Genomic DNA, 25,486 nt, shown 5'->3' with positions numbered 1-25,486 from the left:
GCCGCGCGGCGATCTGCGCGAAGGCACGTTCCGGACGCCCCGCCGGGGGCCTGGGGCGGGATCAACAGCAGCGCCGGTCAGCCGACCTGGCGGGCGAACGCCTCGTACGCCCGCTCGTCGAAGAGGACGAAGCGCACCTCTTCGACGGCCGTCGGTGTGTTCCGTACGGTCTCCACGGCGATCCGTGCCGCGTCCTCCATCGGCCACCGGTACACGCCCGTGGAGACGGCCGGGAACGCGACCGTGCGGGCGCCGAGTTCGTCGGCGGCCTTCAGGGACTCGCGGTAGCAGGAGGCGAGCAGGTCGGAGCGGTCCTCGCTCTGGCTGTGGACCGGGCCGACCGTGTGGATGACCCAGCGGGCGTCGAGTTCACCCGCCGTCGTGGCGACCGCCTGGCCGGTGGGCAGGCCCTTGCCGTACCGGGAGGCGCGCAGGGCGCGGCACTCCTCAAGGATGGCGGGGCCGCCGCGCCGGTGGATCGCGCCGTCGACCCCTCCGCCGCCGAGGAGCGAGGAGTTGGCCGCGTTGACGATCGCGTCGGCGCTCTGCCGGGTGATGTCGCCCTGGACGAGGGTGATGGTGGTCATGCCTGCCTCAGTCTTCGCCATACGGCCTTGGCCGCGTTGTGCCCCGACATACCGTGCACGCCGGGTCCCGGCGGGGTGGCCGAGGAGCAGATGAAGACGGCCGGATGAGGGGTGTGGTACGGGAACAGGGACAGTCTGGGGCGCAGCAGCAGCTGGAGTCCGGACGCCGCGCCGCAGGCGATGTCACCGCCGACGTAGTTGGCGTTGTGGGCGGCCAGCTCGGCGGGCCCGGCGACGGCGCGGGCGAGGACACGGTCGCGGAAACCGGGGGCGAAGCGCTCCAGTTGGCGTTCCATGGCGTCGGTGAGATCGCCGGACCAGCCGTTCGGTACATGGCCGTACGCCCAGAAGACCTGCTTGCCCTCGGGGGCACGGGTCGGGTCGACGATGCTGGGCTGCACGGTGATCAGGAACGGCCGGCCGGGGGCGCGGTCCTCGCGGGAGGCGGCGCGCAGGGCGGTGGAGATCTCGTCCTTGCTCGCGCCGATCTGCACGGTCGTGGCGGAGCGGGCCTCGGGCGCGGTCCAGGGCACGGGGCCGTCCAGCGCGTAGTCGATCTTGAAGACGCTGGGGCCGTAGCGGTAGTGGGCGTAGTGGTCGCCGAAGCCGGCGATGCGGGCCAGCGCGGTGGGCGAGGTGTCGAAGACGTACGCCCGCGCGGGGGGCAGGTCGTCCAGGCGCTTGATCTCGTAGTCGGTGTGCACGGCGCCGCCGAGGTCCTTCAGGTAGGCGGCGAGGGCGTCGGAGATGGCCTGGGAGCCGCCGCGGGGCACCGGCCAGCCGCGGGCGTGGGCGGCCAGGGCGAAGACCAGACCGATGGCGCCGGTGGCCAGGCCGCTGAGCGGCGCGATCACATGGGCGACCAGGCCGGCGAACAGGGCCTTCGCCCGCTCGTCCTTGAAGCGGCGCAGCAGCCAGGTGGACGGCGGCAGCCCGGCCAGGCCGAAGCGGGCCAGGGTGACGGGGTCGCGCGGAAGCGCGGTCAGCGGCAGGGACATGAAGTCCGTGACGAGGGTGTCCCAGTGGGCGAGGAAGGGCTCGACCAGTCTGCGGTACGCGCCCGCGTCCCGTGGGCCGAAGGAGGCGGCCGTCTCGGCCACCGAACGGGACAACACCGCCGCGGTGCCGTCGAGGAAGGGATGCGCCATCGGCAGCTCGGAGTGCAGCCACTGAAGGCCGTAGCGATCGAGGGGCATGGCGCGGAACGCGGGTGAGTTGATGCCGAGGGGGTGGGCGGCCGAGCACGGGTCGTGCCGGAAGCCGGGCAGGGTCAGTTCCTCGGTGCGGGCGCCGCCTCCCACGGTGGACTTCGCCTCGAACAGCGCGACGGAGAAGCCACGGCGGGCCAGCTCCACGGCAGCGGTCAGTCCGTTCGGTCCCGCACCCACCACGACCGCATCGAGCATTGACGGCACCTTCGGACCCCTTCGTCAGCCGATGGCCACTCGGGCTCAGGATATGCCGGGGGTCTGACATTCCCCCGGGCCGGGTGGCCCGGTGGACCGGCGGATGGGGCCCGGCGGGACGCCGCCCGTCGGATTCAGGCCACCGTGCGCAGCAGATCGGCCAGCCGGCGGGCGGTCGCGGTGTCCCGGGCCGCGGTGAAGGGCAGGGCGTTGCCGCCGGTCACGCGGAACGGCTCGCCGTCGCGGGTGAGATGCGTCCCGCCCGCCTCCTCGACCAGGAGCAGCCCGGCCGCGTGGTCCCAGGCCGCCTCCCAGGAGAAGGCCACGGCGTCCAACTCGCCCTGGGCTATGGCGAGATACTCCAGGCCGGCGGAACCGCAGGGGCGGGGTGCGAGGCCGTCGGTCCACAGGACGCGCAGCGCGCGCTTCTGCTCGTCGGTGGTGTAGTCCGGGTGGGACGTGGCGACGACGAGGTCCCGGCCGGGCGCGGGCGGGCCCGCGAACAGCCGCTCGCCGTCGAGGAAGGCGCCCTGACCGCGGACCGCGGTGGCGAGCTGGTCGCGCGCCGCGGCGTAGGTCCAGGAGGCGAGGACGACGCCCCGGTGGGCGAGGGCGACCAGGGTGCAGAACCCGTCGTCGCCGTGCACGAACTGGCGGGTGCCGTCGACCGGGTCGACGATCCAGACCGGTGCGTCGCCCTGGAGCGCCGCGTAGGTCGCCGGGTCGGCGTGCACCGCCTCCTCGCCGACGACGACCGAGCCGGGCAGCAGGGCGCCGAGGTCCGCGGTGAGCCGCAGCTCGGCGAGCCGGTCGGCGTCCGTCACCAGGTCGTGCGGGCCGCTCTTCTGGTCCACCTCGTGCTCGGCGAGGCGGCGGAAGCGGGGCAGGATCTCGGCCGCGGCGGCCTTGCGGACCGCGTCCTCCACGTCGGCCGAGCAGCGGGCGAGAAACTCGTCGATGGTTTCCGTCATTGCTTCGATCATGCCTCCATGAGACCACGCCCCACTGACAATCCCCGCCCGCCCGGTGCACAGCGGGTGGAATCGGGATGAAGAACAGGTGCCGGATGATCAGTCAGCGGCCGACGGCGTACCCCTGCATCCCGCGCGGGTTCGCCGCCGCCGAGAGCACGCCGGTCTCCGGGTCCCGGGCCACCGCGCACAGGCGTCCCTCGGACCAGGCGGGGCCGACGGTGACGTCGTGGCCTCGCCGCCGCAGCTCCTCGACCACCTCGGCGTCCATGCGGGACTCCACGGTCACGCTGCCGGGGCGGCGGCCGCGCGGGTAGAAGGAGCTGGGGAAGCTGTCGTTGTGCCAGTTCGGGGCGTCGATCGCGCCCTGGAGGTCCAGGCCGCCGCGGACCGGGGCGCGCAGGGCGGCGGCGAGGAAGAAGTGCAGCTGCCACTGGTCCTGCTGGTCGCCGCCGGGCGTGCCGAACGCCAGGACCGGCACGCCGCCCCGCAGCGCGAGGGACGGGGTGAGGGTGGTGCGCGGGCGGCGGCCGGGGGTGAGGGAGTTCGGCAGGCCCTCCTCCAGCCAGGTCATCTGCAGGCGCGTGCCGAGCGGGAAGCCCAGCTCGGGCACGACCGGGTTGGACTGCAGCCAGCCGCCGCTGGGCGTGGCGGCGATCATGTTGCCCCAGCGGTCCACGACGTCCAGGTGGCAGGTGTCGCCGCGGGTCGTGCCGTCGACGGCCACCTGCGGCTCTCCGGGGAACTCCGCGACCGTCGGCTCACCGGCGCCCATCGCGTCGAAGCCGCGTTCCCCGCCGCTCTCCACGCGCGTGTACGCCGGCGCCGGCAACCGCGGGGTGCGTCCGCCGGGGCTGCCGGGCCGCAGCTCGACGGAGGCCTTGGCGCCGACCAGGGCGCGCCGCCCGGCGTTGTAGTCGTCCGACAGCAGCTCGGCGACCGGCACCTCGGCCGCGTCCCCGTACCAGGCCTCGCGGTCGGCCATGGCGAGCTTGCAGCCCTCGATCAGCAGGTGGACGTACTCGGCGGAGCCGTAGCCGGGCAGCTCGGGCGGGAGCAGGGCGAGCTGCTGGAGGAGGACGGGGCCCTGGCTCCAGGGGCCCGCCTTGCACACGGTCCAGCCGTTCCAGTCGTACGTCACCGGGGTCTCGTAGGCCGCCGACCAGCCGGCGAGGTCGGCCTCGGTGAACGTGCCGGTGTGCCGTGCGCCGCTGGTGTCCATGGTGGGCCGCCGGGACTGCCGCAGCAGCGCCTCGGCGATGAACCCGGAGCGCCACACCTCGCGCGCGGCGTCGATCCGTGCCTCCCGGTCGCCGGCACCGGCGGTCTCGGCCAGCAGCCGCTTCCAGGTGGCGGCGAGGGCGGGATTGCGAAAGCGCTCACCGGGCCGGGGCGCCCGGCCGCCGGGCAGGTACACCTCGGCCGACGAGGTCCACTCGGCCTCGAACAGCTCCCGCACGGTCTCCACGGTCGCGCCGAGCTTCTCCACGGGCGCGTGCCCGTGCTCGGCGTATCCGATGGCGTACTTCAAGACGTCGTCCAGGGACTTCGTGCCGTGGTCGCGCAGGAGGAGCAGCCAGGCGTCGAAGGCGCCGGGCACGGCCGCCGCGAGCGGTCCGGTGCCGGGTACGAGGTTCAGCCCGAGCCCCCGGTAGTGGGCGACGGTGGCGCCGGCCGGGGCGACTCCCTGACCGCACAGCACCTGCACCGCACCGCCCGCCGGAGCCAGCAGAATCGGGACCTCGCCGGCCGGCCCGTTCAGGTGCGGCTCCACCACGTGCAGCACGAACGCGCCCGCCACGGCGGCGTCGAAGGCGTTGCCGCCGTCCTCCAGGACCGCCATCGCCGACTGGGAGGCCAGCCAGTGGGTGGAGGACACCATGCCGAAGGTGCCCTGCAGGGTGGGCCGGGTGGTGAACACGACAGACGCCTCCTACGTTCGGGTACCTCGTCCGGGTGATCGTACGAGTGTGATCGCCGTCCGGGGAACACGGCGACGACCTGCGCCGTTGATCTCGTGCGGGAGGCGGCAGGGACGGAGGCCCACGCAGTGCACGGTGAGTACAAGGTACCCGGCGGCAAGCTCGTCGTCGTGGACGTGGACGTCGAGGACGGCGTGCTGCGGCACGTGCGCGTGGCGGGCGACTTCTTCCTGGAGCCGGACGAGGCCCTGGACGCGGTGAACCGCGCGCTGGAGGGCGCCCCGGCGGACACCGGCGCGGCGGGCCTGGCCGAGCGGATCGATGCGGCGCTGCCCGCGGGGACCGTGATGTACGGGCTGACCTCGGAGGGCGTGGGGATCGCGGTGCGCCGGGCCCTCGCGCACGCCACGGACTGGACCGACTACGACTGGCAGCTGATCCACGAGGACCCGCAGCCGCCCGCGCTGCACATGGCGCTGGACGAGGTGCTGACCGCCGAGGTCGCCGCGGGCCGGCGGCCGCCGACCCTCAGGGTGTGGGAGTGGGGCGCCCCGGCGGTGATCATCGGCAGCTTCCAGTCGCTGCGCAACGAGGTGGACCCGGAGGGCGCCACGCGGCACGGCATCGAGGTGGTGCGGCGGATCTCCGGCGGCGGCGCGATGTTCGTGGAGCCCGGCAACACCATCACCTACTCCCTGTCGGTGCCCGAGTCTTTGGTGCAGGGCCTGTCCTTCCAGGACAGTTATGCCTACCTGGACGACTGGGTGCTCGGCGCGCTCGGCGACATGGGCATCCGGGCCTGGTACCAGCCGCTGAACGACATCGCGACCGACCAGGGCAAGATCGCGGGCGCGGCGCAGAAACGGATCGTCGGACCCGGCGGGGGCCCCGGCGCCGTCCTGCACCACGTGACCATGTCGTACGACATCGACGCCGACAAGATGGTCGAGGTGCTGCGCATCGGGCGCGAGAAGCTGTCCGACAAGGGGACGAGCTCCGCGAAGAAGCGGGTCGATCCGCTGCGGCGGCAGACCGGTCTGCCGCGTGCGGCGGTCATCGACCGGATGATCGAGTCGTTCCGCGCGCGCTACGGCCTGGCGCCGGGCAAGATCACGGACGAGGAGCTGGCGCGCGCGGAGGAGCTGGCGCGGACCAAGTTCACGTCGGCGGAGTGGACGGCTCGGGTGCCGTAGCCGCCGTACCGGTCGGAAGGCCTGGTTCAGCAACGGGTCAAGGGCTGCTCTGTCGTCGGCCAAGCAGTCGTATGAGTTCCGTGTACGCCCCCTCTCCCACCCCGACATAGCCGGATTTGCGCCCTTGACCGCTGGCTACCGTGGTCGGGCCCGATCGGCCACGCGACAACGGGGAAGAGGTGACGGCGATGGGGGCGCCGATACGTTCACGCCTGCTTGATCTCACCGAGCCGGATCCGCCGGGACGAGAGCGCCCGGAACAGGTTCCGCAAGGGCGTCGTTCCGCCCTGCTGGACTTCGTCGAGGCCGCGCCGCTGCCGCGCGCGGCCGCGGACGAGCGGCCCGCACCCAAGCCGGGTGTTCCCGCCTACCACACGCCGGTGTTCGTACCGGCGCATCCGAGATCCGTCGCCGCGACCGGCCAGGACAGCCGCCCCGCGCGCGTGCCCTTCGTCGTTTTCGAACTCTTCGAGCACCCCGCGCTCGGCACGGTGACCTTCGCGTTCACCTCCCTGGAGAAGCTGGTCGACGCGCTCGGCGAGGCACAGCCGTGGGCCGCCACCTCGCTCGGCCCCCTGGCCGAGGGGGTGCGCGAGCAGGGCGTCACCGTCCTGCTGGACCCGCGGGTGAAGCCCGGAGAACCCAACTGGCGGCCCGACGATCTGGCCGCCTACGCGCGGGAGGTACGCCGGTGAGCGACTTCAAGGCGGTCTACGACGACCTCGCCACCATGGCGAAGACCTTCCACGAGCAGGCCGGCGACTACCGCAAGCTGCACCCCGACGTGGCACCGCCCGTGGTCAGCGGCGGTGACGCGGGCCTGGACTCGGCCGTCAAGGAGGTCGCGGACCTCATCATCGCCCTGCACACCGGCCTGGCCGACCGGCTCGACGACCACGGGGACAAGGTCGCCTACGCGCGGGACTCCTTCCACCGGCACGACGTGGACGTCCACGGTGTCTTCGAAGACCTGATGGGGTGAGAGCCGATGAGTGACAGCTGGATCGGCGGCGACATCGGCGGACTGCGCACGATGGCCGAGACGTACAAGAACGCCAAGGACAAGCTCGACGGCGTGGTCAAGCCGCTCGGCGGCGCCGTCGACAAACTGGTCGACGACGCGAGCTGGAAGGGCGAGGCGGCCGAGAGCTTCCGCGCCAAGTGGAGCGAGGACGCGCTGGCCGCCGGCGGCTTCGCCGAACTGGTGCACGCGGCGGGCGAGATCCTGGACACGCTGGCGGGCGCGCTGTCCACCTGTGAGTCGTCCCTGCAGAACGCGCAGCACATCGCGGCCGGCAAGGGCGTGTCGACGGACGCCAAGGGCGCGCCGCTGCCGGTCATGACGGCGAATCCGCCGAGCGCGGACGACCAGAAGACCATCTCGGCGATGAACGAGTACGCCACGGCGCGCGACGAGATCCTGCACACCGCCCAGCACGCGCGGCTGGTGGCGGCGCAGCAGTTGCAGGGGCTGTACGACAAGGTGACGTCGAAGGACGACTCGGTGTCCCCCGGTGACAAGATCACCCTGTACGACGCGCTGCGGGGCCTGTACGCGTACGACGCCGAGGACGCCCGGGCCGGGGGCATCGAGGCCCGCAAGCACCTCGACGCGGCCAAGTCCGAGGCGCAGGACGCCAAGAAGGCACTCCGCGCGGAGCGCAAGGCCTACCAGAAGGCGGGCAAGGCACTGCCCAAGGACCTGCCCGCGAAGAGCGCCTACCGCGACGCGGTCACCAAGGTCGACGCGCTGGAGACGGACATCGCCCGCGCGGACAACGGCAGCACCGCGCTGCCGTACGACCGTGCCCTGAACGTCAAACTGGCCGACGCGGCCGACGCGCTGCGTATGGGCAAGGGCCTGGAGGCACTGCCGGACGTCCTGAGGGAGCTGCCCGTCCTGGACGTCGCCGCGGCCGGCGCCTGTGGTCTGATCGAGGCGAAGGACGACCACGACAAGGGCTGGTCCTGGCAGCACTCCATCGCCGTCGACGGGACCGCCAACGTCGGTGGTCTGGTCGCCGGTACGGCGATCGCGGCGGCGTTGCTGCCGGTCGAGGCACCGGCCGCCGCAGTGGCCGCGGTGGGCGTGGGGGCGGTGATCGTGTCGACCAGCGTCATCGACCACTCCCTGCACGAGCACTGGAGCGAGGACATCCACGACCACGGGGTCGTCGGCGGCATCGCGGTGGGCGGCGGCCATGTGCTGAAGGAGACAGGGCAAGACCTCGGCCGGCTCGGGAAGGACGTCTGGCATGGCATCACGAGCATCTTCTGAGACGTCCGCCACCGTGGGCGGCGACCGGATCCCCGCGCTGCCGGGCCTCGGCACCACCTGGTACCGGCGCGGCCCGCGTTACTGGCTGCGCCGCTGCTGGACGGCCTTCGGCCTGCTCCTCGCCTCGGCCCTCCTGGTCTTCTTCGCGGTGAGCGTCTACCGGGGGTTCACCAGCGAGTGGTCCGCCACCGCGCGCACCGTTTCGGACTGGGTGCAGGTGGCGGGGGCGTGTGTGGGAGTGGTCTGGGGGTGGCTGAGACAGCGCCGAGACCATCGCCGGAGGCTCCTCGATCCGCCCAGCCCCGCGGAGAGCCTCGCGGCCAGGCGCGGGCAGCGCAGCCGTGCCCCGGGACGGGTCGCGCTGGGCCGCGGGCTGGCCCTGGTCCTCGCTCCCGTCCTGCCGATGGTGGCGGCGTGGTGCGTCGGCTGGTTCGCCGGGCACGTCACCGTCCGCGAATACCCCAGCGAGGTCGGCGCCCGCCGCTGGCTGGAGGCACACCCGACCGGGTCATGACAGCGAGCAGGACACCCCTCGGCATCCCGTCCCTGCCGGGCCTCGGCACCACCTGGTACCGGCGCGGCCCGCGCCAATGGCCGCGCCGTGCCGCCGCGTGGCCAGCGGTGCCGGTCTTCTGCGTCTGCACCGCACCCGTCCTCTACGGAAGCCCCCGCGGCGCCCTGCCGCCGGCGGTCCACCCGGTGTGGGACTGGGCGCAGGTGGCGGCGTCTGGCGTGGCCCTCGTGCGGGGGTGGCCGGTGCAGCGCCGGGATCACCACGGGAAGCTCCTCGCCCCGCCCGCCCCCGACGAGTGCCGTGCCGCCGAGCGAGACGAGCGCCGCCGCTCCACCGGCCTGGCCGTCGCCGGTCGTGCCCTCTGGCTGATCGCCGCACCCGTTCTGCCCGCTCCGGCCGCCTGGGCCGTCGGTCGGTCGGTCGGTCGCGGCCTTCAACCTCCGCGAGCACCCCGGCGAAGTCGGCGCCCGTCGCCGACTGGAGGCACAAAACGGACAGAGCAGTACGTCATGAGGGCACCGCCGTGACCGCGCGGGCACGCTGCGAGTTTCCGCTTCCGCGCCACAGGGACTCGTGTGACACTGGCGTCCCACGTCCACCACGCGGACCCCTTCCGTACCTCCTCCCCCACACGAGAAGTGAGCCGTGCGTTCCCTTCCTCTGCCGCTCGCCCTCACCGCGCGACTGACGCCGGTCGCGGTCCTCGCCTGTGCCGGCTGGGCACTGTCGTCCGGCCCGGCCGCGCCGCAGGCGGCCGCCGGGCACCAGGCGAACCAGCAGACGTCCAGCCAGTCCTCCTCTTCCTCGTCTTCCTCCGCCTCCTCCGACCCGTCGTCCACCGCGGCGGCGAAGGCGTACGGGACCGCGCCCTCGCCCTGCACCAGCGTGCCCGCGGCGACCGTCAAGTCGCTGGTGCCGGGGGCGAAGACGACCGGCAAGGAGATCCCCTCGACCGACACCAAGCTGCGCCGCACCTGCTCCTGGAACGCGCTGCAGGGCTACGACTACCGCTGGCTCGACGTGACCTTCGAGATCAGCGAGTCGGACCAGGCGGCGACGCAGGAGTACGAGCAGCGGGTGAAGGAGAAGAGCGGCGGCGGGGCCGTACCGGGGCTCGGGAACAGCGCCTACTCTGTCGTCGGCCTCTCCACGGAGGACAAACAGCAGACGCGCGAGGGCGTGGTGATGGTCCGGGTGTCCAACGCCCTGGTGATCGTCACCTACAACGGCAGCGACTTCGAGACGAAGAAGGCGCCCGGTACGGACGAGATCAACAAGGGGGCCATCAAGGCGGCGCGGGCCGCGGTGGGCGCGCTCGGGGGCGGGCAGTCGGACTCGCAGTCCGGCTGACCGCCCCCGACCTCCTTACGCCGTCGCCTCCCTGCGGCCCGTCAGCAGCGTCAGGGCCAGGTAGAGCACCAGGGACGTGCCGAGGCCCACCGCCCAGCCGTAGTCGGCGAGGGAGGACAGGGCGGGGATGGGACGGCCGTCGATCAGGGGCTTGAAGCTGGCTCCGCCGATCGCCAGCACACCGCCCGCGAGGAACGCGACGACGGCCGGCCAGTTCCAGCCGCCCGCGTACCAGTAACGGCCGCCGGTGCGGTACAGGTCGGCGAGATCCAGGCGGGTGCGGCGCAGCAGCCAGTAGTCGGCGACGAGGATGCCGGCGACGGTGCCGAGCAGACCGCCGACCAGGCCGAGCCAGGTGAAGATGTAGCCCTGCGGGTCGGAGTACAGCTTCCAGGGGAAGATCAGGACGGCGAGGACCGCGGTGATCAGGGCTCCGGTGCGGAAACTCACCTTCCGCGGCGCCACGTTGGAGAAGTCGAACGCCGGGGAGACCAGGTTGGCCGCGATGTTCACCGAGAGGGTGGCGACCAGGACCGTGACCAGCGCGTAGAGCAAGCCGACCACGTTGTCCGTCTTCGCCGCAAGCTGGACCGGGTCCCAGACCGGCTGGCCGTACACCGCCTGCGAGCCGGAGGTGACCAGGACGGACAGGAACGCGAAGAGGGTCATCGTCGTCGGCAGGCCGAGGGCCTGGCCCCACGTCTGGGCCTTCTGACTCCGCCCATAGCGGGTGAAGTCGGGAATGTTCAGACTCAAGGTGGACCAGAAGCCGATCATGCCCATCAGCGAGGGCCAGAACAGCTTCCAGAAGTCCCCGCCCCAGCCGAGCTTGGAGGGCTGGTCGAACAGCGGGCCGACGCCGCCGGCCTTGCTGCTCATCCACCACAGCATCACGAACGCGCCGACGAGCACGAAGGGCGCGGCCCAGTTCTCGAAGCGGCGGATGGTCTCCATGCCCCGGTAGATGATCGCGACCTGGATCACCCAGAAGATCGCGAACGACAGCCACATGGTCCAGGCGTAGCCGCCGATGTGGCCCGCGTTAGACCAGCTGTCGCCGATCAGCTTCCCGGCGAGGAAGTAGATCGCCTCGCCGCCGATCCAGGTCTGGATGCCGAACCAGCCACAGGCCACCAACGCCCGTACGACGGCGGGGAGGTTGGCGCCGCGCACGCCGAAGGAGGCGCGGGCGAAGACCGGGAAGGGGATGCCGTACTTGGGGCCGGCGTGCCCGGTCAGCAGCATCGGCACCAGCACGATCAGGTTGGCGAGGGCGATCGTGAACACCGCCTGCTTCCAGTCCATGCCGACGGCGATCAGACCGGAGGCCAGCGTCCAGGAGGCCGTGTTGTGGGCCATGCCGACCCAGAGCGCGGAGAAGTTGTACGTGGTCCAGGTGCGCCTCTCGACCGGGACCGGCAGCAGATCCGCGTTCGCGTAGGGGCCGCTGGGCTGCGGCGAACCGGGGGCTATCGTCACCCGGCCGTCGGGCAAGGTGACTTGGGCGGACGACGGTATGGCGGTGGGAGCGGTGTCGGTCATGGGCAGGCCAATCAAACGAGGTCGGGACGGGAGAGGCCGTGCGGGCACCAGCCCCTCCCCTTCGGAGCGGGGAGGGGTGACCAGGAGGTGGGGGACTCGAAGTGGCGGCGGAGGGCTCAGGAGTTGACGGCCGGGATCACCTTCGTGCCGTAGGCGTCGATGGTGGCCTCCTGAGCGTCGTGCATGTCGTACACCGCGAACTGGTCGACGCCCAGCGCGCGGAGCGCGGCCAGTTTCTCGATGTGCTTCTCGGCCGGCCCGATGACGCAGAACCGGTCGACGATCTCGTCGGGCACGAACTGGGTGTCCGGGTTGCCGCTGCGCCCGTGGTGGGCGTAGTCGTAGCCCTGCCGTGCCTTGATGTAGTCGGTGAGTGCGTCGGGGACCTGGGCGGAGTGTTCGCCGTACTTGGCGACCAGGTCGGCGACGTGGTTGCCGACCATGCCGCCGAACCAGCGGCACTGCTCACGGGCGTGGGCGAGGGTCTCGGGCGAGTCGTCGGCGGTGACGTACGCGGGGGCCGCCACGCAGATGGTGACCTCGCCGGGGTCGCGCCCGGCGGCCACCGCAGCGTCCTTCACGGCCTTCACCATGTACTCGGTCAGATACAGGTCGGACAGCTGGAGGATGAACCCGTCTGCCTCCTCGCCCGTCATCTTCAGCGCCTTCGGGCCGTACGCGGCCATCCAGACGGGGAGCTGGGCACCCGGCTTGATCCACGGGAACTTCACGACCGCGCCGCCGCCGAGGTCGGCGGACTCGCCCCGGGCGAGGGCCCGGATGACCTTCATCGCCTCGCTGATGCGCGCGAGGGTGTTGGGTTTGCGGCCCGCGACCCGCATCGCGGAGTCGCCGCGGCCGATGCCGCAGACGGTGCGGTTGCCGAACATGTCGTTGAGGGTGGCGAAGGTGGAGGCGGTGACCTCCCAGGTGCGGGTGCCAGGGTTGGTGACCATCGGGCCGACCTTCAGCTTCGAGGTGTTGGCCAGGATCTGGCTGTAGATCACGAACGGCTCCTGCCAGAGCACGGCGGAGTCGAACGTCCAGCCGTACGTGAAACCGTTGCGCTCGGCCCGTTTCATCAGGCTGATGACGCGGGAGGCCGGCGGGTCGGTCTGCAGGACGAGTCCGAAGTCCATGGCGCCACTCCTAGTTGAGGTACTGACAGGTGGAGCGCGGGGTGAAGGCGCCGTGGCCGGCGCGCCCGGTGTACTCGCGCTCGGTGATGACGGGTTCGCCGCGCGAGAGCACGGTCTCGACCCGGCCGGTGGTGCGCTTGCCCTCGTAGGCCGAGTAGTCGACGTTCATGTGGTGGGTCTCGGCCGACATGACCTGCTCGGCGTGCGGGTCGTAGATCACGATGTCGGCGTCGGCGCCCGGGGCGATGGTGCCCTTCTTCGGGTACAGCCCGAACATCCGGGCCGGGGTGGCGCAGGCGATCTCGATCCAGCGGCGGCGGGAGATGTGCCCGTCGACGACGGCCTGGTGGAGCAGGTCCATGCGGTTCTCCACGCCCGGCAGGCCGTTTGGGATCTTGGAGAAGTCGCCGCGGCCCAGTTCCTTCTGGCCGACGAAGCAGAACGGGCAGTGGTCGGTGGAGACCACCTGCAGGTCGTTGGTCCGCAGGCCCTGCCACAGCCTGGCCTGGTGCTCCTTCGGCCGCAGGGGCGTCGAGCACACGTACTTGGCGCCCTCGAAGTCGGGCTCGGCGAGGTTGTCGGTGGACAGGAACAGATACTGCGGGCAGGTCTCGCCGAACACGTTCAGCCCCTCGTCCCGGGCCCGCGCCAGCTCGGCCACCGCCTCCATGGCCGAGACGTGGACGACGTACAGCGGGGCGCCCGCGACCTGGGCGAGCCGGATGGCGCGGTGGGTGGCCTCGGCCTCCAGCAGGGCCTTGCGGACCTCGCCGTGGTAGCGCGGATCGGTCTCGCCCCGGGCGAGCGCCTGCTCGACCAGGACGTCGATGGCGATGCCGTTCTCGGCGTGCATCATGATCAGCCCGCCGTTCTCGGCGGAGCGCTGCATGGCGCGCAGGATCTGTCCGTCGTCCGAGTAGAAGACACCCGGATAGGCCATGAACTGCTTGAACGACGTCACGCCCTCCTCGATCAGGAGGTCCATCTCCTTGAGCGTCTCCTGGTTCACATCGGAGACGATCATGTGGAAAGCGTAGTCGACCGCGCAGTTGCCCTCGGCCTTGGCGTGCCAGGTGTCCAGGCCCTCGCGCAGGGTGTGGCCGACGCTCTGCACCGCGAAGTCGACGATCGTCGTCGTACCGCCCCAGGCGGCGGCGCGGGTGCCGGTCTCGAAGGTGTCGGAGGCGAAGGTGCCGCCGAACGGCAGCTCCATGTGCGTGTGCGCGTCGACGCCGCCCGGGATGACGTATTTCCCGGTGGCGTCGATGACCTGCTCGGCGGCGAACGCCTCGGCGGCGGGGGTGCCGGAGGCGGCGAGGGCGGCGATGCGGCCGTCCTCGATCAGGACGTCGGCGTGGATCTCGTCCGACGCGGTGACGACCAGGCCGCCGCGGATGACAGTACGGCTGCTCATGCTGCTCCCTCGGTCAACAGTGCGGTCAGGGTGCGGTCAGCGGTGTGTACGCCCCCGGCGCCCGGTCCCGGTAGAACTGCCAGCGGTCGCGGACCTCGCGGAGTTTGGCCAGGTCCAGGTCGCGGACGACGAGTTCGGTCTCCTTGTCGCTCGCGACCTCGCCGACGAACTGGGCCTCGGGGTCGACGAAGTAGGTCGTGCCGTAGAAGTCGTTGTCGCCCAGGTCCTCCACGCCGACCCGGTTGATCGCGCCGACGAAGTACTCGTTGGCGACGGCCGCCGCCGGCTGCTCCAGCTGCCAGAGGTAGCGGGACAGGCCGCGGGAGGTGGCCGAGGGGTTGAAGACGATCTCGGCTCCCGCGAGGCCCAGCGCCCGCCAGCCCTCCGGGAAGTGACGGTCGTAGCAGATGTAGACGCCGATCCGGCCGGCGGCCGTGTCGAAGACGGGCCAGCCGCTGTTGCCCGGACGGAAGTAGAACTTCTCCCAGAAGCCCTGCACTTGGGGAATGTGGGTCTTGCGGTACTTGCCGAGGTAGGAGCCGTCCGCGTCGATCACGGCCGCGGTGTTGTACAGGACGCCCGGCTGTTCCTCCTCGTACATCGGCAGCACGAGGACGATGCCCAGCTCGCGGGCGAGGGACTGGAAGCGGCGTACGGTCGGGCCCTCGGGGATCCGTTCGGCGTACTCGTAGAAGGCCTTGTCCTGGACCTGGCAGAAGTAGGGGCCGTAGAACAGCTCCTGGAAGCAGAGGACTTGGGCGCCCTGCGCGGCCGCGTCGCGGGCCGCCTGCTCGTGGACCTGGATCATGGATTCCTTGTCGCCGGTCCATGCGGTCTGGAACAGGGCGGCGCGGATCACTCGGCTCATCGGGACCTCCGGTAGCTCGGTGTGCCGTGAGCGTAGAAAGCCCGCGAGGACTCTTCGATTGGCAGCGTGTCACGTCTGCGGGCCGTGCGCGTGCCACCGTGTCACGTGTGCGCAGTCCCATGTTTCACCGCCGTTTTCCCAGGTCGTCGCAAGTTTCACCCCTGTTGCGCGTCGTGCGCGAGGAGCGCGATGTGCACGGAGGCCGCCTGTTCGAAGTCGTCCAGGTCGACGCCGAGGCGGGCCTGTATGGCCTCCAGGCGGCGGTAGAGGGCGGGCCGCGAGACATGGTGGAGCTGGGCGGTGCGGGACTTGTTGCGGCCGGTCGCGAGATACGTCCGCAGGACGTTCAGCAGTTCCGGTTCCGCCTCGCACAGCAGCCCGTCCAGCTCCCGCTCGGCGAAGGACTGCACCTGTGGGTCGTCCCGCAGCAGCCGGATCAGTCCGCGCAGGTGTACGTCCTTCAGGCGGACCACGGCCGGCAGGTCGAGGGCGGCCGAGGAGTCGGCGACGGCGTCGGCGACATGCCGGGCCTCGCGCAGTCCGGCGGGCACGTCGTCCCAGCCGGTACGGGGGTCGCTGGCCGCGACCACGGCCCCTGGCCCGGCGCGCAGCCGGGCCGCGAAGTGGGCGGTGAGGGCCTCGGCGTCCTGGTCGCGGGCGAGGCTGAGCAGCACGACGGCCCGGCCGTCGGCGAGTTCGGCGACCAGCCCGGACATCCCCAGCAACCGCAGCACGCGGTCGAGTTCGTCCGGGGCGCGGCCGAGGACGACGAGCGGGACGAAGGTGCGCCGGTTGACCGGCAGCCCGGCCGCGCGCGCCCTGGGCAGCAGCCGGCAGGCCGGTACGACACCGGAGAGCAGGTCGGTGAGCAGGCTCTGCGCGGACTCCTCCTCCCAGGAGTGCGCGGCGCCGCCGTCGAGCATGCGGTGCAGGACCAGCGCCTCGGCGGCCCGGTCGGCGAGCAGCCGCCCGGTGGCCGTATCGCCCCGGTAGCCGCACAGCAGGAGCCGGCCCCAGCGCTCCCCGCGGCCGCCGAGTTCGGCGCTGATCCAGCCGCCTTCGGCGCCGGCGCCGGCCTGCCGGGCGATCCGCTCCCAGTCGCGCAGCACGTCGTCCACCGCGGACCGCTCGCCCGCCGTGGCGAGGACGCGGTGGGCGAGGTTGGTGAGCACGACCGGGCAGCCGCTGTGCCGGGCGACCTCGTCGAGCAGGCGTTGCAGCGGCGCACCGGCCGTGATCAGGGCGGTGAGTTCGGTCCGTACGGTCTCCGAGAGGCTGACGGCGGCGAACTTCCGTCGCACCAGCCTGGATTGGACCTCTTCGGTGAGCTCGGCGAACGGGAAGGGCCGGTGCAGGACGACCATCGGCAGTCCGCACCGCTCGGCGGCCCGGCGCATCACCTCGGGCGGGGCCGGGAAGGCCCGCCCGAGGCCGAGCACGACGGCGGAGGCCTCCGCCCGGTGCAGCGACTGGATGTACTCGGCCTGCTTGGCCTCGTCGCCGGCCAGCAGCACCCCGGTGGTGAGCACCATCTCGCCGCCGCTGAGCATCACCCCGACGTCGGCGGCCTCGGCGACATGCACCCAGCGCACCGGCCGGTCGAGCTGCCCGGCACCGGCCACCACCTCGGGCTCCCCGGCGAGCACCCGCTCCAGGGTGAGCACCTGGCGGACGGAGAGGGCGGGTTCCCAGCCGTACCGGGACTCCAAGGTGGTGGTCATGGCCGTACACCCGTTCTCTAGTGCGTGCTCCTGAGCGCCCGTTCCAGGATCTCCGCGCCCTCCTCGGCCTCCGCGACGGTGAGCGACAGCGGTGGGGCGATGCGCAGGGCGCTGGTGTTGTGGCCGCCGCCCTTGCCGATGAGCAGCCCGCCCTCGCGGGCCGCCTCCAGCACGGCGGCGGCCGCCCGCGGATCGGCCTCGTCCGTGCCCGGCTTGACCAGCTCGACGCCGATCATCAGCCCTCGTCCCCGCACTTCCCGGACTCCCGGCAGCTGGGCGGCGACGGCCCGCAGCCGCTCGATGAGCAGGCCGCCGACCCGGCGGGCGTTGCCCTGGAGGTCGTGTTCGAGGAGGTAGGTGAGGTTGGCGAGACCGGCGGCCATGGTGAGCTGGGTGCCGCCGAACGTCGAGATGCTGTTGGCGTCCAGGCAGTTCATGATCTCGGCGCGGGCGATCACCCCGCCGATCGAGGTGCCGTTGCCGATGCCCTTGGCGAAGGTGACGAGGTCCGGCGGGCCGCTGCGCGCATGCGCCTGCCAGCCCCAGAAGTGCTCGCCGGTGCGGCCCCAGCCGGTCTGCACCTCGTCGGCGATCCACAGGATGCCGTGCTCCTTCAGGACCTCGCGGAAGGCGGCGTAGAGCCCGTCGGGCGGCGAGGTGAAGCCGCCGACGCCCTGGATCGGCTCGGCGATCAGCGCGGCGGGCGGGCGGGTGTGGCCGAGGATGTCCTTCAGGTCGGCGACACAGGCGTCGATGAACGCGCGGTCGTCCAGCCCGGCGAACGGGCCCCGGGTGCGCACGCCGCCGTGGACGTACAGGGTCTGCAGCGGGGACAGCGAGGTCGGCGACCAGCCGCGGTTGCCGGTGATGCCGACCGTGCTGAAGGAGCGCCCGTGGTAGCTGTTGCGCATCGCCAGGATCGTGTTGCTGCGCCGGTAGGCCGTGGCGAGCAGCAGGGCGGTGTCGTTGGCCTCGGTGCCGGAGGTGGTGAAGAAGACCCGGGCGTCCGGGATGCCGCTCACCTGGGCGACGCGTTCGGCGAGTTCGACCATCGGCCGGTTGAGGTAGAGGGTCGAGGAGTGGATGATCCGCCCCGCCTGCTCGCTGACCGCCTTGGTCACCTCGGGCAGCGCGTGCGCGGTCATCGTCGTGAGGATGCCACCGAAGAAGTCCAGGTACTTGTTGCCGGCGGAGTCCCAGACATGGCGGCCCTCGCCGTGGGTGATCTCGATCGGCTCGTCGTAGTAGAGGGCGAGCCAGTCGGGCATGACCTGGCGGTGGCGGGAGTAGAGGTCGTTCACGGCTGCACCAGCCCTTCGTAGGCGTCGGGGCGGCGGTCGCGGTAGAAGGCCCACTGCTGCCGCACTTCCTCGATCAGGTCGAAGTCGAGGTCACGGACGAGGAGCTCCTCGGACTTGTCGCTCGCGGCCTCGCCGACGAACTGCCCGCGGGGGTCGACGAAGTAACTGGTCCCGTAGAAGTCGTTGTCGCCGTACTCCTCCTGGCCGACCCGGTTGATGGCGGCGATGAAGTACTCGTTGGCGACGGCGGCGGCGGGCTGCTCCAGTTGCCACAGATAGCCGGACAGTCCGCGGTGGGTGGCCGACGGGTTGTAGACCAACTGGGCGCCGTTGAGCCCGAGCTGCCGCCAGCCCTCCGGGAAGTGCCGGTCGTAGCAGATGTAGACGCCGACCTTGCCGACGGCGGTCTCGAAGACGGGCCATCCCAGATTGCCGGGCTTGAAGTAGTACTTCTCCCAGAAGCCCTTGACCTGGGGGATGTGGTGCTTGCGGTACTTGCCGAGGTAGGTCCCGTCGGCGTCGATCACGGCCGCGGTGTTGTAGTAGAAGCCGGACTGCTCGACCTCGAAGACGGGGACGACGATCACCATCCCGGTCTCGCGGGCGAGGTTCTGCATCCGCCGCACGGTCGGCCCGTCGGGCACCGGCTCGGCCCAGCGGTAGTGCTCCGGCTCCTGGACCTGGCAGAAGTAGGGCGAGTTGAAGACTTCCTGGAACCCGATGACCCTGGCACCCTGCCGGGCCGCCTCACGGGCGTGCTCCTCGTGTTTCGCCACCATGGACTCGGTGTCGCCGGTCCAGGTGGCCTGGACCAGGGCGGCTCGTACGACGTTGGCCATGAGCTGCTCCTTCGACGGGACCGTCAGAGCCTCTACGCCCGTAGAGCAGGCCGTAGAGGGACGAAAGTAAGCCTCCGGGAGGCCCTTGCCAAGACCATCGTCGTCAACCCGCGGAGTCGATCACGTTTCACACTCCTGTGGGTGAGCGAGGGCGTCGCTCGAAGGGGTGAAACGGAGCATACCGGGACGAGGCGATGGATTGCCGGTCACGTCGCGTGTCCGGCCACCCGCAGCGCGTGCACCAGATCCCAGTGCCGCTCGTCGGAGACGGCCTGCGCGGCGCGGAGCAGCAGCGGCACGAGCCGGGGCGGATCGGGTACGACACTGCGCACGGCCTCTTCCGCCGTACGGACCCGCACCCAGGCGTCGAGCAGAGCCTCCGCCTCCCGTCGGCGCCCCTCCCTCTCCAGCCGCAGCACGGCCACGCCGATCTGCTCCGCCGGGCGGGCCACGCCCTGCCGCAGCAACTGCAGCCCGTCGGACTCCCGTCCGGCCGCGGCGAGCGCGTCGGCGGCGGCGACCAGCCGCTCCGCGGGCAGCGAGGCGCCCTCCCACAGCAGCGTCGCCCAGTCGGCGCCGAGCCCGGCGCGGTGCAGGGCGTCCGCGAGCGCCGGGAACCGCTCGGCCGGCCACTGCACGGCCTCGACGAGCAGCACATGCGCCTCCCCGCTACGCCCCTCGGCCCTGAGCCGCGCGAGCCGCTCCACGACCCCGGCCACGACCGCCACCACCTCGGCGTCCACCACCTCGACGGGGGCCGCCGCGGGCTCGTCCGCCTGCACGCCCCCGGCGAACCGCGCCCCACGCGGCGTACGACGCACGCTCGCCTCCGGCACGCCCGGCGGTGCCGCCGGCGGCAGCACGCCCCCCTCGGCCGCGTCCCCCTCCTCCACCATCCCGGCGAACCGCGCACTGCCACGGCGGCGTTTGCGGGGCTTGGCGGGGCTGCGGGGAGGCTCGGGGGCGGGTTTTTCGGGGGACGGGGAGGGCGGGGTGGGGGCTTGGGTGTGGGCTGAGGGCGGGGTGGTGGCTTGGGTGCCCAGTGAGGCCTGGGTGGCTTGCGGAGTCCGTGGGGCGGCGTGGGGAGCGGGGGCGGTGACTTGCCGGGTCGACGTGGCGAGGCCGGGAGCGGGCGGGCCGCCTTGTCGGGTCGGCATGGCGAGGCCGGGAGCGGGCGGGGTGCCTTGCCGGGTCGGCGTGGCGGCGTCGGGAGGGGTGGCTCGCCAGGGTGGCGCGTTGACGTCGGGAGAGGGTGGGGTGGCTGGCCAGGCCCGCGCGGCGACGCCAGGAGCGGGCGAGGTGGCCAGCCGGGTCGGCATGGCGCCGGGAGGGGCGGCCGGCCGGGCCGGCGTGCCGGCGTCGGGAGCGGGCGGGGTGTTTTCCGGGGTCGGCGCGGCGGCGTCGGGGGCGGGGACGTGGCGAGTGCGGGGGTGGTGGGCGTGGGCGGGTGTGACGCCAGGCGGGGCCGGAGCGGCGACACCCCGAGCGGGCGAGATGGCTTCTGGGGTCGGCGCCGCGGCGTCGAGTGCGGGGACGTGAAGAGTGCGGGCGCGGGAGGCGTGGGCGGGTGTGACGCCAGGCGGGGCCGGAGCGGCGACACCCCGAGCGGGCGAGATGACTTCCGGGGTCGGCGCCGCGGCGTCGGGCGCGGGGACACGAAGAGTGCGGGGGTGGGGTGTGCGGGCCTGCGGGGTGCGGGCGGGCCTGACACCAGACGGGGCCGGAGCGGGCGCCGAGACGGGTGGCGCGTGTTCGGCATCCGGGGAGCGCGGCGGAACCGATGTGGGCTGCCGCTGCCCCGCCGCTTCCAGACCCCCGCCTTCGCCGAACCACGGCGTCCGGGACTCACTCCCGCGCCGCACTTCCCGCCACTCCCCTTCCGCCGGTCGCCCCTCACGGCCGGCACCCCAGGCGGCTGACGGCACCCCGGCGGGCGCCACCCGCCCCGCCGCCCCCGGGTCCCCGTCCTCGACCCAGCCCGGCCCGGACTCACCCCCACGCCGCGCCGCACCCGTATCCGTCGCTCCCCGCCGGTCCAACTCCGCCAGTCGGGCCCGGAGTTCGGCGTACCTCGCGGTGGCGCGGTCGTAGTCGTCCTGGGCCCAGGCGAGGTCGAGGCGGAGGGAGTCGGGGTCTGCGGTGGCGGAGGGGGTGGAGAGGAGGCGGGTGAGTTCGGCGTGGCGTTCGGCGGCGTAGCGCTGTTCGCGGAGCATCACGTCGAGGCGGTCGAGGAGGGTGTCCCGCGCGCCGGGGCGGGCGTCGTACGCCGTGAGCGCGGCCCGGTACAGGGCGCGGGCCCGTTCCCGCTCGGCGGCAGCGGCGGCGGGGCCGTACGCCGTGGCGAGGTCCTCCAGCAGCGCCTCCACCACGTCCCACGGCGGCACCTCGCGCCCGTCCAGACAGGCCCGCATGCCCTCGGGGTCGCGCTGCCAGAAGACCCCGCTCCATCCTCCCCCCTGATCGAGGCGCGCCAGCAGACCGTCCAGGTAGCTCGCGAACTCCCGTACTCCACCGGGAAGTCGATCCACCGCCATCGCTCAGCTCCCGCCCGACCGCCGGCCCTCTCGGTGGGTAGGCAACACGAATCGTGTTACGGCGTTGCTACGCAGAGTTTTCCGGCAGAGCGCGGGCGCCTCACGCGGCCACGAGCGCGCACCGCGCGACCAACTCGTCCATCGACAGCCCGAGGGCGCCGGCCAGCGCGGCCACGGTGAAGAACGCGGGCGTCGGCGCCCGGCCCGTCTCGATCTTGCGGAGCGTCTCGGCGGACACGCCCGCCTGCGCGGCGACCTCGGTCATGCTCCGGCCGCCACGCGCCTCGCGCAGCAACTGCCCGAGCCGCTCGCCGCGTTCACGCTCTTCGGGGGTGAGAGGGGTGCGCACCATGCACCCATTCTAATACCGGCCCGCAACGGCGATCCCCATTTAAATACCGGTATAGTAATTGGCATGGTGGAGCTGAAGACAGACACATCGATCGACGCGATGCGCGCGGCCGGCCAGGTCGTCGGGCGGGCCCTGACGGCCGTACGACGGGCCGCAGACGTCGGCGTCTCCCTGCTGGAACTGGACGAGGTGGCGCGGGAGGTGCTGCGCGAGGCCGGGGCGACCTCACCGTTCCTGGGCTACCGCCCGTCCTTCGCCCCGACCCCCTTCCCCGCCGTGATCTGCGCCTCCGTGAACGACGCCATCGTGCACGGCATCCCCACCCGCTACCGGCTCCGCGACGGCGACCTCGTCTCGATCGACTGCGGCGCCACCCTGGACGGCTGGGCCGGCGACTCGGCGATCAGCTTCGCGGTGGGCCGCCCGCGCCCGGCGGACCTCCGCCTGGTCGAGACGGCCGAGCGGGCGCTGGCGGCGGGCATCGAGGCGGCCGTCGCCGGCAACCGCATCGGGGACATCGCCCACGCCGTCGGCCGGATCTGCCGTACGGCCGGCTACGGCATCCCGGACGGCTTCGGCGGCCACGGCGTGGGCCGGCGTATGCACGAGGACCCCGACGTCCCGAACGAGGGCCGCCCGGGGCGAGGGCTGCCGTTGCGCCCCGGCATGGTCCTCGCCATCGAGCCCATGCTCATCGCGAGCGGCAAGGACGCCTACTACGAGGCGGGCGACGGCTGGACCCTCCGCACGGCGGACGGTTCCCGCGCGGCCCACGTGGAGCACACGGTGGCCATCACGGATTCGGGTCCCAGGATCCTCACGGCGCGGGAAGCGCCCTGAAGGGGCGCGGGGCTGCTTCCCCGTAGGCGAACATGCTCACCCCCACAGATCGTGACATCGTGGGCATGAGCAACCCACCCCGGGTTACCCGGCCGCTCCGTATGTCGTCAGCGAAGGAGCCCACGCCATGACCGACGGCTACCCTCCTGACCCCTTCGGTGAATTCCTGGCCCGCTTCTTCGGCGGGTCCGGCGGAGCCCGGGGCGCGCCTCGCCATATCGACATCGGCCGCCTGCTCAGCCAGCCGGCCCGCGAGCTGGTCAGAGGGGCCGCCCTGTACGCCGCCGAGCACGGCAGCCGGGACCTGGACACCCAGCACCTGCTGCGCGCGGCCGTGGCGGCCGAGCCCACCCGGAGCCTGCTGAGCCGGGCAGGCGCGGACCCGGACTCGCTCGCGTCGGAGATCGACGACCGGGCCGGCCCGGCCCAGCACCCGCCGGGCGAGGTGCCGCCGCCGACCTCGCTGTCGCTCACCCCGGCCGTCAAGCGCGCCCTGCTGGACGCGCACGACATGGCGCGGGCGAGCGGCGCCGGGTACATCGGCCCGGAGCACGTGCTGAGCGCGCTGGCGGCCAACCCGGACTCGGCGGCCGGTCACATCCTGAACGCGGCCCGGTTCTCGGCCGGCTCCCTGCCGTCGGAGGCCCCGGAGAGCGGCACCCCGGTCCGCGTGGAGCGGCAGCGCGCCACCGGCACGCCCACGCTGGACAAGTACGGCCGTGACCTGACCGACCTGGCCCGGCAGGGCCGGATCGACCCGGTCATCGGCCGGGAAACCGAGATCGAGCAGACCATCGAGGTGCTGTCCCGGCGCGGCAAGAACAACCCGGTGCTGATCGGGGACGCGGGCGTCGGCAAGACGGCCATCGTCGAGGGCCTCGCCGAGCGCATCGCCGACTCGGACGTCCCGGACGTCCTGGCGGGCCGCCGGGTCGTGGCCCTGGACCTGACCGGCGTCGTCGCCGGCACCCGCTACCGGGGCGACTTCGAGGAGCGCCTGAACAACATCGTCGAGGAGATCCGCTCCCACTCGGACAAGCTGATCGTGTTCATCGACGAGCTGCACACCGTCGTGGGCGCGGGCTCCGGCGGCGAGGGCGGCTCGCTGGACGCGGGCAACATCCTCAAGCCCGCCCTGGCGCGGGGCGAGCTGCACATCGTGGGCGCGACCACGCTGGAGGAGTTCCGGCGGATCGAGAAGGACGCGGCGCTGGCCCGGCGTTTCCAGCCGATCCTGGTGCCCGAGCCGACGGCCGAGGACACCATCGAGATCCTGCGCGGGCTGCGCGACCGGTACGAGGCCCACCACCAGGTCCGCTACACCGACGAGGCGCTGGTCGCCGCCGTGGCGCTGTCCGACCGGTATCTCACCGACCGGAGGCTGCCGGACAAGGCGATCGACCTGATCGACCAGGCGGGCGCGCGGGTCCGGCTCGGTGCCCGGACGAAGGGCGCGGACGTGCGCGCGATGGAGCGCGAGGTGGACCAGCTGGTCTGTGACAAGGACCAGGCGGTCGCGGACGAGGACTACGACAAGGCCAAGGAGCTGCGCGACCGGATCGGCGAGCTGAAGCAGCGCATCGCCCAGGCGAGCCACGAGGACAAGGCCGACGAGGGGCTGGACCTGGAGGTGACGACGGAGGCCATCGCCGCGGTGGTGTCCCGGCAGACCGGCATCCCGGTCAGCCGGCTCACCCAGGAGGAGAAGGAACGGCTGCTCAGCCTGGAGGAACACCTGCACCAGCGGGTCGTCGGCCAGGAGGACGCGGTCGCCGTGGTCTCGGAGGCCGTGCTGCGCTCCCGTGCGGGGCTCGCGAGCCCGAACCGGCCCATCGGCAGCTTCCTGTTCCTCGGCCCGACCGGCGTCGGCAAGACCGAGCTGGCCCGGGCGCTCGCCGAGGCGCTGTTCGGCAGCGAGGACCGCATGGTCCGGCTCGACATGAGCGAGTACCAGGAGCGGCACACCGTCTCCCGGCTGATCGGCGCCCCGCCCGGGTACGTCGGCCACGAGGAGGCCGGTCAGCTCACCGAGGTGGTGCGCCGGCACCCGTACTCGCTGCTCCTGCTGGACGAGGTGGAGAAGGCGCACCCGGACGTCTTCAACATCCTGCTGCAGGTGCTGGACGACGGCCGGCTGACCGACTCCCAGGGCCGGACGGTGGACTTCACCAACACGGTCATCGTGATGACCAGCAACCTCGGCTCCGAGGCGATCACCCGGCGCGGTGCCGGGATCGGGTTCGGGCCGGGTGGCGCGGAGGCGGACGAGGAGGCGCGCCGCGAGCAGATCCTCCGGCCGCTGCGCGAGCACTTCCGGCCGGAGTTCCTCAACCGCATCGACGAGATCGTGGTCTTCAAGCAGCTGACCGGCGGGCAACTGCGGCAGATCACCGACCTGTTGCTGGAGGGCACCCGGCGGCTGCTGGACGGGCAGGGCGTCTCGGTCACGTTCACGGACGCGGCCGTCGACTGGATCGCCGAGCGCGGCTACCAGCCGGAGTACGGCGCCCGGCCGCTGCGCCGCACCATCCAGCGGGAGGTGGACAACCAGCTGTCCCGGCTGCTGCTGAACGGCACGATCTCCGAGGGCAGCCGGGTGACGGTGGACGTCCGGGACGGACGGCTGGACTTCCGCCCCCAGGACACCCAGCCGCCCGTTTCCGGGGAAACCCAGCCGCCCGCACCGGAGTTGTAGACCTACGACACGCTACGGCA

The 25,486-nt window shown here is 72.4% G+C and carries 21 protein-coding genes; 8 read left to right on the top strand and 13 right to left on the bottom strand.

Going from position 1 to position 25,486, the window contains the following annotated elements; genetic code table 11:
* Positions 1-77 precede the first annotated feature (77 nt).
* The 4 genes from AB0M27_RS18010 to AB0M27_RS17995 all read right to left on the bottom strand — a co-directional run bounded on the left by AB0M27_RS18010 (position 78) and on the right by AB0M27_RS17995 (position 4,885).
* Complete coding sequence (locus AB0M27_RS18010; protein ID WP_365722784.1) at positions 78-587, bottom strand: O-acetyl-ADP-ribose deacetylase; 510 nt, start codon at positions 585-587, stop codon at positions 78-80.
* Positions 584-2,002 carry an NAD(P)/FAD-dependent oxidoreductase gene (locus AB0M27_RS18005; protein ID WP_365722782.1) on the bottom strand — a complete coding sequence of 473 codons (1,419 nt, stop codon included), beginning with the start codon at positions 2,000-2,002 and terminating at the stop codon, positions 584-586. Before AB0M27_RS18005 ends, AB0M27_RS18010 begins: the two co-directional genes overlap by 4 nt.
* Before the next feature lie 125 nt (positions 2,003-2,127).
* Complete coding sequence (locus tag AB0M27_RS18000; RefSeq protein WP_365722780.1) at positions 2,128-2,976, bottom strand: inositol monophosphatase family protein; 849 nt, start codon at positions 2,974-2,976, stop codon at positions 2,128-2,130.
* Positions 2,977-3,067: 91 nt separating this feature from the next.
* Positions 3,068-4,885 (bottom strand): gamma-glutamyltransferase, encoded by a 1,818-nt coding sequence (locus AB0M27_RS17995; protein WP_365722778.1) that lies wholly within the window; start codon positions 4,883-4,885, stop codon positions 3,068-3,070.
* A 129-nt stretch (positions 4,886-5,014) separates the two neighbouring features.
* Here AB0M27_RS17995 and AB0M27_RS17990 point away from each other — a divergent pair, with 129 nt between their 5' ends.
* The 6 genes from AB0M27_RS17990 to AB0M27_RS17965 all read left to right on the top strand — a co-directional run bounded on the left by AB0M27_RS17990 (position 5,015) and on the right by AB0M27_RS17965 (position 10,221).
* Positions 5,015-6,079: a biotin/lipoate A/B protein ligase family protein gene (locus AB0M27_RS17990; protein WP_365722776.1), complete on the top strand. Its 1,065-nt coding sequence runs from the start codon at positions 5,015-5,017 to the stop codon at positions 6,077-6,079.
* Between the two features lie 188 nt (positions 6,080-6,267).
* Positions 6,268-6,774, top strand: coding sequence for an SAV_915 family protein (locus AB0M27_RS17985; protein ID WP_365722774.1), 507 nt, complete (start codon positions 6,268-6,270; stop codon positions 6,772-6,774).
* Complete coding sequence (locus tag AB0M27_RS17980; RefSeq protein WP_365722772.1) at positions 6,771-7,061, top strand: DUF6317 family protein; 291 nt, start codon at positions 6,771-6,773, stop codon at positions 7,059-7,061. The genes AB0M27_RS17985 and AB0M27_RS17980 overlap by 4 nt, the downstream gene beginning before the upstream one ends.
* A gap of 6 nt (positions 7,062-7,067) precedes the next feature.
* On the top strand, positions 7,068-8,357 hold the full coding sequence (locus AB0M27_RS17975) for a hypothetical protein (RefSeq protein WP_365722770.1): 1,290 nt from the start codon (positions 7,068-7,070) through the stop codon (positions 8,355-8,357).
* The gene (locus tag AB0M27_RS17970; RefSeq protein WP_365722768.1) at positions 8,335-8,871 is read left to right on the top strand and encodes a hypothetical protein; all 537 of its coding nucleotides are present in this window, start codon (positions 8,335-8,337) and stop codon (positions 8,869-8,871) included. The genes AB0M27_RS17975 and AB0M27_RS17970 overlap by 23 nt, the downstream gene beginning before the upstream one ends.
* A gap of 645 nt (positions 8,872-9,516) precedes the next feature.
* On the top strand, positions 9,517-10,221 hold the full coding sequence (locus AB0M27_RS17965; protein ID WP_365722766.1) for a hypothetical protein: 705 nt from the start codon (positions 9,517-9,519) through the stop codon (positions 10,219-10,221).
* A gap of 15 nt (positions 10,222-10,236) precedes the next feature.
* On the opposite strand, the gene AB0M27_RS17960 is transcribed toward AB0M27_RS17965, so the two are convergent.
* The 9 genes from AB0M27_RS17960 to AB0M27_RS17920 all read right to left on the bottom strand — a co-directional run bounded on the left by AB0M27_RS17960 (position 10,237) and on the right by AB0M27_RS17920 (position 21,931).
* Positions 10,237-11,763 (bottom strand): NCS1 family nucleobase:cation symporter-1, encoded by a 1,527-nt coding sequence (locus tag AB0M27_RS17960; RefSeq protein ID WP_365722764.1) that lies wholly within the window; start codon positions 11,761-11,763, stop codon positions 10,237-10,239.
* A 116-nt stretch (positions 11,764-11,879) separates the two neighbouring features.
* On the bottom strand, positions 11,880-12,902 hold the full coding sequence (locus AB0M27_RS17955) for a TIGR03842 family LLM class F420-dependent oxidoreductase (protein ID WP_365722762.1): 1,023 nt from the start codon (positions 12,900-12,902) through the stop codon (positions 11,880-11,882).
* A gap of 10 nt (positions 12,903-12,912) precedes the next feature.
* Positions 12,913-14,316 carry a dihydropyrimidinase gene (gene hydA, locus AB0M27_RS17950; RefSeq protein WP_365722760.1) on the bottom strand — a complete coding sequence of 468 codons (1,404 nt, stop codon included), beginning with the start codon at positions 14,314-14,316 and terminating at the stop codon, positions 12,913-12,915.
* Between the two features lie 25 nt (positions 14,317-14,341).
* Positions 14,342-15,184, bottom strand: a complete 843-nt coding sequence (locus AB0M27_RS17945; protein ID WP_365722758.1) for a nitrilase-related carbon-nitrogen hydrolase — start codon at positions 15,182-15,184, stop codon at positions 14,342-14,344.
* A gap of 155 nt (positions 15,185-15,339) precedes the next feature.
* Positions 15,340-16,905 (bottom strand): PucR family transcriptional regulator ligand-binding domain-containing protein, encoded by a 1,566-nt coding sequence (locus AB0M27_RS17940; RefSeq protein ID WP_365722756.1) that lies wholly within the window; start codon positions 16,903-16,905, stop codon positions 15,340-15,342.
* 17 nt (positions 16,906-16,922) lie between these two features.
* On the bottom strand, positions 16,923-18,206 hold the full coding sequence (locus AB0M27_RS17935; protein WP_365722754.1) for an aspartate aminotransferase family protein: 1,284 nt from the start codon (positions 18,204-18,206) through the stop codon (positions 16,923-16,925).
* Positions 18,203-19,045 carry a nitrilase-related carbon-nitrogen hydrolase gene (locus AB0M27_RS17930; protein WP_365722752.1) on the bottom strand — a complete coding sequence of 281 codons (843 nt, stop codon included), beginning with the start codon at positions 19,043-19,045 and terminating at the stop codon, positions 18,203-18,205. Before AB0M27_RS17930 ends, AB0M27_RS17935 begins: the two co-directional genes overlap by 4 nt.
* Before the next feature lie 206 nt (positions 19,046-19,251).
* Entirely contained in the window at positions 19,252-21,579 is a 2,328-nt protein-coding gene (locus AB0M27_RS17925; RefSeq protein ID WP_365722750.1) for a hypothetical protein, read from the bottom strand.
* A gap of 100 nt (positions 21,580-21,679) precedes the next feature.
* Entirely contained in the window at positions 21,680-21,931 is a 252-nt protein-coding gene (locus AB0M27_RS17920; protein WP_365722748.1) for a helix-turn-helix transcriptional regulator, read from the bottom strand.
* A 63-nt stretch (positions 21,932-21,994) separates the two neighbouring features.
* On the opposite strand from AB0M27_RS17920, the gene map reads away from it, so the two are divergent.
* The gene (map, locus tag AB0M27_RS17915; protein WP_365722746.1) at positions 21,995-22,771 is read left to right on the top strand and encodes a type I methionyl aminopeptidase; all 777 of its coding nucleotides are present in this window, start codon (positions 21,995-21,997) and stop codon (positions 22,769-22,771) included.
* A gap of 127 nt (positions 22,772-22,898) precedes the next feature.
* Positions 22,899-25,466 (top strand): ATP-dependent Clp protease ATP-binding subunit, encoded by a 2,568-nt coding sequence (locus AB0M27_RS17910; protein WP_365722744.1) that lies wholly within the window; start codon positions 22,899-22,901, stop codon positions 25,464-25,466.
* Positions 25,467-25,486: the final 20 nt, after the last annotated feature.

Source organism: Streptomyces sp. NPDC052107 (genome assembly GCF_040680215.1).
GTDB lineage: Bacteria > Actinomycetota > Actinomycetes > Streptomycetales > Streptomycetaceae > Streptomyces.
Note: the sequence above shows the minus strand (reverse complement) of the source record. Positions and strands in the feature narration are given on the sequence as shown.